The following is an 8544-nucleotide window of genomic DNA, read 5'->3' as shown; positions in this document are numbered from 1 at the left end:
CGGGTATCTTCCTGAGCATCATTCGGACGGCCAAAGCCAACCAGCTTGATCCGGGAAAGTATTTGACATTCCTGTTTGAGCGCATCCCCAATCTCGAGGTGCTGACCGCTGACGCATTGGATCAATGTTTACCTTGGGCAGAGGAAGTTCAACAACTTTGCCGGGCAACATATACTTTTGATAAACAGTAAATAGTCTGACTCTAGTATAAAGGTCAGGCTATTTGGTTTGTAGGTACTGTTTTATCAGGCGCTTACAAAATAATATCAGGAAACGAAATCATCTCATTCTAATAAAAAGCTTCGCGACCGACAGCCGAACCTTTTAAATAAGTAAAAAAACACCCGTTTTCACAGGTGATTTTTACTTCAAATGGTTTTATGATTTATTTATTTCTGCATTTCGTTTGGTAGAGTATTTTTTTAAAACGTAAGTGAGCAATATCAAAAATAACATGATACCGCTGGTAATGATAACCGCTTTTTCTAAAATCCTGTCGGCTTCTGTTTTTTTAGTCACAGGTTGAATCTTTTCTTTTTCAGCCGGAATATACTCTGTACGTACCCCGCGAACCAGCAAACGATGCGAGTTTACTCCATAAGGGGTACACGTTATCAATGTCGTATAATCTTTTTTGGCATCTAAATTTAAATCATCAAGTTTGTCAGGTTTTACCACTTTGATTTGATCAATCCTATAAGCCAGTACTTTGTCAAGCACATGGATATAGAATAAATCATCAATTGCTAACTCGGATAAATCAGTAAAAATTTTAGAATGAGCGAGACCAGTATGCCCAGTCAAAACACTATGAGTACCTTTTCCCCCAATCGGCAAAGAGGTTCCTTCCATGTGGCCGACACCTTTTTGCAGCACAGACTCGTTCGTACCGTGATATACAGGCAGGTGAACAGCTATTTTGGGAATCTCTATAATAGCCATTGTTTCGTCAGGGTAATTCAAAACCTGTAAATAAGTATCCGGGTAGGTCATACCGCTATTTGGGATAAAAGGGTCGCGTGTGGGCTTCCCGACAAGATTCTGATTATATTCAACTGCTTTCTGCCATTCTTTTTTTAGTTTATCTTTTTCAGTCTGACTGATCTTTCTAGTATAGTCCACTGTCTGACTCGTCATTTTACTATCATATATCCGTTTGCTGATTTGTGGGTATGCGATCAATCCTACTCCAATCATGACAAACGTAAGTGTAATCAGCATTCGTCGTCTCATCTCAAACTCCATTCCATGCCGCATTCCGCTTTACAGTACAACTAATAACATAAATGAGTGAGCGGAACATTCGCTGTCTCAAAATTTTCTCATAAAATTATGTTTGGTATTGACATAACATGTTTGGACGCCATCGTCTTTCTGATAAGCATCTGCCAGCCTGTCACTTTCAAACTATTGTAAAAAAGGCAGAGATTGACTGCGTGCACTCAATCTCTGATCCTTCATTCCTTTATATCAATTATGCGTGTTTCTTTTTGCTGAAAATAATGTTCAACATAACTCCGACACCTAAAACAATTATACCAGAAATTGAAAGAACGATGGCTGTCATACTACCAGTTTTTGGCAGTAGACCTTTTTTACTGTTCTTAATTTGTGTTTTAACTGTGTACATCGGATTTTCCCCAGCAGATGTTTCTTCATTGAAAGTCACCTGAACTGGTGCATCTAACAAATGATATCCAGCAGGAGCTTTTGTTTCCACAATCCAATAACTTAAATAAGTAATTTGCTCTTCTTTTCCTTGCTCATTAAGGACAGAGGTATAATCTTTCACTCCTTTAAACGAAGCAACACCCTGAGCATCTGTTATTTCAGCCCACTCTCCTGCTTCATCATAACCTGTAGCACCAACATCAAGAACGTTTCCATCCTTGTCTTTCTTCAAAAACTTGCCTGCTTTTGCATTTGCTTCTGAGCTTGCAATTTGGAATGTTGCACCTGCTAATTTCGAACTATCACGGGCACTGATTTTCTCGATTTGAACTGTTGATGTATGAATTGTAACAGCCGGTGTTTCTGTTGTGATGTTATCGCCATTTTTATTGGTGAAATCAACAACTGCTGTATTGTCTACTGTAGTAACATCTTTTTTGGACAAGATTTTTTCATTTACTTTCGCATCAAATGTTATCGCAACATACTTGCTGTCTGATAATTTCTTACGTCCGACATCTGTAAAGTCAACTGTGAAGCTTGGATTGCTGACAAGGTTGTAGTCAACACCAGCTACAAGTAATTTGTCTTCAGTAGTTTTTCCAGTCAGTTCATCTGTCAAGTAAACTTTTACCGTATCTTGTTGCAGTGTCAACGCAGCATCCAATGTGTCGTTAATGCCGTACTTGATTTTAGCGTTAACAGCTTCATTGGCGTCATAAACACCATTAGGTACTTTCGTGTTAATACGGTAAGACATAATGTCACCGATTTGATTGGAAAGTGACGTGCCTCCAACTTTCTCAGCTACTAACCCTTCGTTTTTTGGATAAACATGTACATCTGTCAACCAACCGTTACCTTCTGGATTTGTCATAGGAACATGTGTTACAAACGGTTCTACAGGACTAAGATTGATTTCTTTTCCATCAATAGTCACAGGTTCAGCTGGTTGTTCAACAACAACATAAACGCCTTGTGCCAGATCTTTGGCGGTGGCAAGTCCTGTGTCATCAGTCTTAACCTCCACTGCTTCTGCTAACTTATAAGTAACATCTTCATCTGTCACAGTTAGTGCAGTCGCGTCAACAACGACACTTTTCCCTTCAGGGTATCGGCCATTTTCAGGTGTGACTTTATACAGTTTGAATGAGATATTTGACAGCGGAACCGCCTTATCAGGAACAACTGTTTCTTTTCCGTCATTAGGCAGCCCTGCCTTGCTGATATCCTCCATGTAATACTTGTGAATAAATAGGTTTCCCTTTTCCGGCGGCAATGATGATGCTTCCGCTTTTAAGTTCATAATCGGTACAAACATGAACAAGAATGCCAATGCTACTGATATTAATTTCGTAAAAGCTCGTTTCATTTGTTACTTCCTCTCTATTTCTCTTTATTTTTTGTTGCTCTTTCTGCTGGACTGGTTTCTTTTACTGTGATGCTGAATATTATGCCTGATCCAATAATCACCACTCCCAAAATCATGACAATTAAATGCTCGTTTGTTCCAGTCATCGGTAGTATCGTGACAGGGTAATTAGGCAATTTATAGACTTCCATATCATCCTGACGCTCTTTGAAAAAAGCAGGCGGTAGTTTGTCACCATGCGCGGTTATTTGAACGCGTTCATCTAAATGCTTTTGTGATGGATCAAACTGGATTGTCCAATACCCCGTAGGTAATTCGTAACCTGAATTAGTGTTGGTTTCCGACAACAAATAATTTCCGGCGTCCAAATTTTTAAAGGATACCAATCCATCACTCCCACTATTAACAACTTCTTTCAATTGCCAACATCCCTCAATCGGATTGCCATAAAACAAGCTATGTATGTGATCATTGTCCTTATTTAAACACTCGTATAATGTAAACTCAACATCCTTCATAGGATTGCCAGCTTCGTTAACCTTATAAAACTGAAACGGTTCCCGATGCTGGTTATTTTTGATTGTCATAGCGATTTGATTTGCTGCATTTCCTACAACCAATACATCTTGTTGAGCTTTCCCGTCAACTGTCACTTTGCCCTCTTTAGTTATTTTGATGTCGACTGGCTTCGTCAATCCATCATAGCCTTCGGGTGCCTTGATTTCTCTTAATTGATAATCACCAGGGGGTAAATCATTAAAAGAGAATTTATCGATTTGTTCATTTCCGGCCGGTAAAGTGATGTCGTACTCCGGTCCCGTCAATTGAAATTTAGCTCCTTTTAGCGGCTTACCGCTCTCATCTACTTTTGCCAAGGTTAAGTTAAATGGTTTTAGCTCATTCATATGTAGGAGTGTCCAGACAGATTGTTTCTGGTCTATGTTATTGCCACGATAGTGAATCTTGCCAGTCAAATCAACCATAAACTCATAGTCACCGCTAGTTAGGCTGTATCCGATAGGAGCTGTAACTTCTTTTATCTTGTAATTTCCAGGCAAGTTGATAGCAAATGCTGCGATACCATCCGCCCCAGTTGAAGCATCTTTCACCAATTGATAACCATAACCATTTTGTTCCCGTTGAAGCTGGAAGACAGCTCCAGCTAGGTTGTGTTGCTGATTATCGTCAAGCATGGTATACTTCCGAATCGCTACAGGCACCGGTTTAAATTCATTCACTATCTCCAAAGCAATCGTATCGCCATTCACTTCATAAGGCATGCCGTTTACTTGAACATTGCCTTTGCCGTCGATCCTTATCGTCCAAGTTTTCTCTTTTGGGACAGTATGTCCGGCAGGTGCTTTAATCTCCGTCAATGTGTAAGTAGTGTTGAACTTTAACACTTCATTGTTGGGAAATTCATACGTACCGTCTCCCTTGTCTCTCAGAACAACACTCAAGCCTGCGCCCTCTAAGCGGAATTGCGCGCCTGAAAGAGGCTGCGACTCAACTGACGAAAGTTTTTTTACATTTACTTTGTAATTCTTTGGTTTTTGGTAGTAATAAGTTACGCTCTGTTCATCCGGCATAAAAATACCGTTGGTCGGTCCATACCCGCATTGTTCAGGACCTTCTACTTTTACAAATGTATAACCGTCAATCTGCTTTTGTTCACTCTCCCACGGTTCTTGCAAATAGCCCCATAACTCTTCAGACGGTGCGAGTTCTTCCCCTGTATCAATATCTTTGTAGTACACGGTTACTCTAGCACCAGGTATTTTATCAATCGATACCCTTTGGTGAGAATATGAGCCGCCAGTAGAAGCAGTAAATCCAAAGTACGCTTTAGTACCACCAAAAGTATACTCCAAGTTTCTAACTCTATAAACAGTATCAGGATAGCCTTCCAAACTATAAACAGCCGTTTGAGATTGTGCAAACCACTTCATTGAAAACTCTTGCCATTCGTTTCTTGCGAGTTTTGGACCATCTATCCCGCCATGATAGACTGCCTGATGATACATTTTTCCATACTGACTTTTATCTTCTGGCTCCGTCGTATCTCTATTCGTTTCCATTACAGCTGTATGACCGTCATAATAGTTGCCACCATTTTGACCGTAATTAAACTGGTTGACTCCTATTTCAGGTTTTTCGCCGTTGTAAAATGTGTCCATTTCAAAAACGAGCGCGTTGTTGATTTTTTTTTGCGGGACGTGTCAAATTAGACCCCCGATGCCCGTAGGCACCCAGTCCCCAGCCTTGCCTCCCATACGCATAGGTCCCGTCAGGGTCATTATGCAGAACAAAGGCGATTCCGTCAGCAGGCAGTTCTGGTGTGCTAAAGCTGTTCAAATATACGTATGCATGTATTTCAAAGTCTTGTGTCAAATCGATTTGCGGCTTTCCCCACATGACCCCAAATTGCTCCGGGCTATCTGTTGTCAGGACAGCAACGCTTCGGTTATACCAATCCGGACGCCCTGTGTTAGTTGCCTCTGATGATGTTCCAACAGATGGAATGTAAAAATATTGGCTGAGATCCAAATTGTTGTTGGGCGGTGCCGGAACACCATCGGACCAAACTGGTGGTGGCGCTGGGCTAACCGGACAGTACTCATCAGCACCAAATGCAATCAAACTTTTCCCTAAAAAGAAAAACAACCCAACAAACAAAAACATGATAAGCCTTTTTAGGAAAAAATAACCAGATATTCTAGTATTTTCTGTCATTCTTATATTTCTCCCCCCCCTCCTTTTTATTCTTTTCTGAGTAGCTGATGCCATAATTAACTTGAGCGTATAAGTTGCAACCAACGCAATCGATTGCAATAAATAACAAGACTACCTGATAAACTGGCAAACCTTCCTCTTTTATAAATAATATATAAATTTAAGACAATTTTTATGGTGTTTTAAAAGAGGATGCTTGTGTAACTGTTAAATTTCAGTAAAATCCGGTAATCATTTTCAAGCAAAAACAGACTGTCTCGCCACTAATTCTTATTATAACTGAAAAAAAAGAGGACAGCCGCCGATGCCCTTAGCGTTTTAAAAAAACCTTTTAGGTAATCTCGGGTCCGTTCAAGTATCCTTTAATAAAAGACTTGAGTATTTAGTAGTTATAAATAATCGGAAAAATGAAACAGCAGCACTTTTTTATCACACTAATAGATATCCCCCGCAAATAGTTTAAACAGAACCTGCAAGTTTAATGAATAACTCAGAGAAATTGGCCAATTAAGGTGATTTATATAAATTTAATGAATACCTTAAACAAAAAAAATTGTCATATTTGTGTTTTATATACTATTAATTTACAATGAACATGAATAAAAGAAATCGGAGTGGTTTTATGATCTTTTTTTCTTATTTAGAATTCTCATTATTCATTTATATGTTTTTTGCTGCTGTAATAAAACATTTAATAAATTTTAAAAGTATCTTCCGTCTTAACGATGTATGGGTTCTTATTCTTCTGCTGCCCATCTCATTTAGTTATACTTCCGGCGGAAATTGGTCGTTCCTGTTATTTCTGTTATTTTTAATAGTTATAACAGATTTTGAGACACCGCTTGACTTTTTTATCTATCTATTTAAAATTATTACGGCGTTGTCTTTCTCATTAGTGTCAGTTGTGGTCGGTTTGCTGCTGTATTGGGGATTGAACCTTTCTATTTTGTACAAATTCCCCCCATTTTACAGTCATAAAATTGCCGTGCTGATTTTTTTAACGTGTTTTCTTGCCGGAGTTTTATTTGCCAAAAACAAACCAGCCGTTTTCTTGACGGAATATCTTTCAAAGCTCAAAATGCATAAAAAATATTTTTACAGTATATTAGGGGTTCAGCTGACTCTAATTGCGTGCCTGTTTATACTGGCACTTACGGCGTATTACTTCAACAGCGCTATCGAAATCATTGTGGTTTTCAGCGTACTCTTGCTTCTTTTTTTCACAGTAACTATCCTTGTAATGTTCTTTTCATTTAAAACAGTTGAGCAAGAGAACCATCTAAAAACCCAAAAAAAAAAGAGCTAGACAGTTTTCTGGCATACAGTAAAACAATTGAAAACAATTATAAGGAAACGATGACATTCAAACACGATTTGAAAAATATCCTATTATCTCTGGGAGAGCTGCAACAGGATCAACTGAGTCGGCACGTCAAAGGACACATCCAGGCCATCATCTCAGAAGCGAACCAGGCAGTGTTTAAACGTACGCCTGCTTTGGAAGTGCTGGATCAAATCAGTGACGAAACCGTGCGCAACTTTTTAAAATGCAAAGCAATCATGGCTTATACAGACAGTCACATCCTGACCATTTTTCAAGTTGCTTCTCCAGTCGATTCCTTTTTCACTGATAATCTGTCCCTCATTCGTATGCTGGGAATACTCATTGATAATGCCGTTGAAGCTTGTCAAAAAAACGACTTTTCCGAATATTTCATTACGATAAAAAGTTCAACAACCGGTATTGAAATCCAGGTCAAAAACCCAGTCAGAGAAAACAACCTTTCGCTCACTAAGATTTCAACTTACGGTGTGTCGACGAAGGGGACTGACCGTGGAATCGGATTGTCGTCGCTGTTCAGTCTATCTGAAAAAAGTACTAATACCAGAGTTAACTTGAGTGTTGCTCACCATTTCTTTATTGCAACATTAACAATTTATAAAGGAGCAGTCAACAAATGATTGATTTAATAGTTTGTGAAGATAACGATTCATATAGAGAAAAACTGATGTCCCTTATCAACAAATGTATTTTGATTAATGATTTCGATATGAAAATCAATTTCGCCACCGGGGACCCTAATAAAATCATTGAACATATTACTACTAAGCAGAAGGAGATGAGCGACAGTAAGATATTCTTTTTGGATATCGTGCTCAATCATGAAAAAAACGGATTAAACTTAGCAGCGAACATACGCAGCCAGCTACCGCAAGCAAAAATTATTTTTTTGACATCTTATCCAGAATTTTCAATGTCGGTATTCGAAAAAAAAATAGAGGCTGTTGATTATATCCTGAAAGATTTTGACGAAGAAGCACTGCTCTTCAGGCTGAATCAGTGTTTATCATACTGTTCAGATTTTTTTCATAAAGAATGGCAAAGCAATGATGATTTTTTCAGCTATAAACTGTTCGATAAAACCTTTTTTGTCGCTATTGATGATGTCATCTGTTTACAAAGCTCTCCCAATTCCCATCAGCTCTTGCTGTATACTAATAATGACATAGTAGAATTTTACGGAACGCTCTCGCAATGCAAAAAAAAATTTTCTTTTCTATTTCAAACACACAGATCCTGTCTGGTCAATCCAGTTAAAATCGAAAAAATAGATAAAAAAAGAGGGCTGGTACTGTTGCCCAACAACATTGCCTGCCCAATCTCCAAAAGAAAAATTAATTATTTCGAAAAGTATTTAAAGGAACGGCAAATACATGCTTTATCCTAATTATTAAAACAATGCTAAACTAATTTTTAAAACAACCAT

General features: G+C 38.5%; 8 protein-coding genes. 4 read left to right on the top strand and 4 right to left on the bottom strand.

The window, feature by feature from the left end; translation table 11 throughout:
* Positions 1-191 (top strand): transposase domain-containing protein (locus tag CBF27_RS08480; protein WP_148112290.1); only part of this gene is annotated, 191 nt, incomplete at its 5' end.
* Between the two features lie 187 nt (positions 192-378).
* Here CBF27_RS08480 and CBF27_RS08475 read toward each other — a convergent pair.
* The 4 genes from CBF27_RS08475 to CBF27_RS14480 form a co-directional block, all read right to left on the bottom strand.
* The gene (locus CBF27_RS08475) at positions 379-1233 is read right to left on the bottom strand and encodes a class C sortase (RefSeq protein WP_126813877.1); all 855 of its coding nucleotides are present in this window, start codon (positions 1231-1233) and stop codon (positions 379-381) included.
* Positions 1234-1474: 241 nt separating this feature from the next.
* The gene (locus CBF27_RS08470; protein ID WP_126813876.1) at positions 1475-3043 is read right to left on the bottom strand and encodes a SpaH/EbpB family LPXTG-anchored major pilin; all 1569 of its coding nucleotides are present in this window, start codon (positions 3041-3043) and stop codon (positions 1475-1477) included.
* 14 nt (positions 3044-3057) lie between these two features.
* Positions 3058-5220, bottom strand: a complete 2163-nt coding sequence (locus CBF27_RS14485) for a SpaA isopeptide-forming pilin-related protein (RefSeq protein WP_126813875.1) — start codon at positions 5218-5220, stop codon at positions 3058-3060.
* A gap of 1 nt (position 5221) precedes the next feature.
* Entirely contained in the window at positions 5222-5776 is a 555-nt protein-coding gene (locus CBF27_RS14480) for a lectin-like domain-containing protein (protein ID WP_126813874.1), read from the bottom strand.
* Positions 5777-6440: 664 nt separating this feature from the next.
* Between CBF27_RS14480 and CBF27_RS08455 the strand changes: the two genes are divergently transcribed.
* The 3 genes from CBF27_RS08455 to CBF27_RS08445 are packed head-to-tail and all read left to right on the top strand — an operon-like array spanning position 6441 to position 8505.
* On the top strand, positions 6441-7082 hold the full coding sequence (locus tag CBF27_RS08455; protein ID WP_148112289.1) for a hypothetical protein: 642 nt from the start codon (positions 6441-6443) through the stop codon (positions 7080-7082).
* Positions 7083-7132: 50 nt separating this feature from the next.
* Positions 7133-7738: a GHKL domain-containing protein gene (locus tag CBF27_RS08450; protein WP_126813872.1), complete on the top strand. Its 606-nt coding sequence runs from the start codon at positions 7133-7135 to the stop codon at positions 7736-7738.
* Positions 7735-8505, top strand: coding sequence for a LytR/AlgR family response regulator transcription factor (locus tag CBF27_RS08445; protein WP_126813871.1), 771 nt, complete (start codon positions 7735-7737; stop codon positions 8503-8505). Before CBF27_RS08450 ends, CBF27_RS08445 begins: the two co-directional genes overlap by 4 nt.
* Positions 8506-8544 lie beyond the last annotated feature (39 nt).

The organism is Vagococcus acidifermentans (assembly GCF_003987655.1).
GTDB classification, from domain to species: domain Bacteria; phylum Bacillota; class Bacilli; order Lactobacillales; family Vagococcaceae; genus Vagococcus_B; species Vagococcus_B acidifermentans.
The sequence above is the reverse complement of the archived record's forward strand: the minus strand, read 5'-3'. Positions and strand labels throughout refer to the sequence as shown.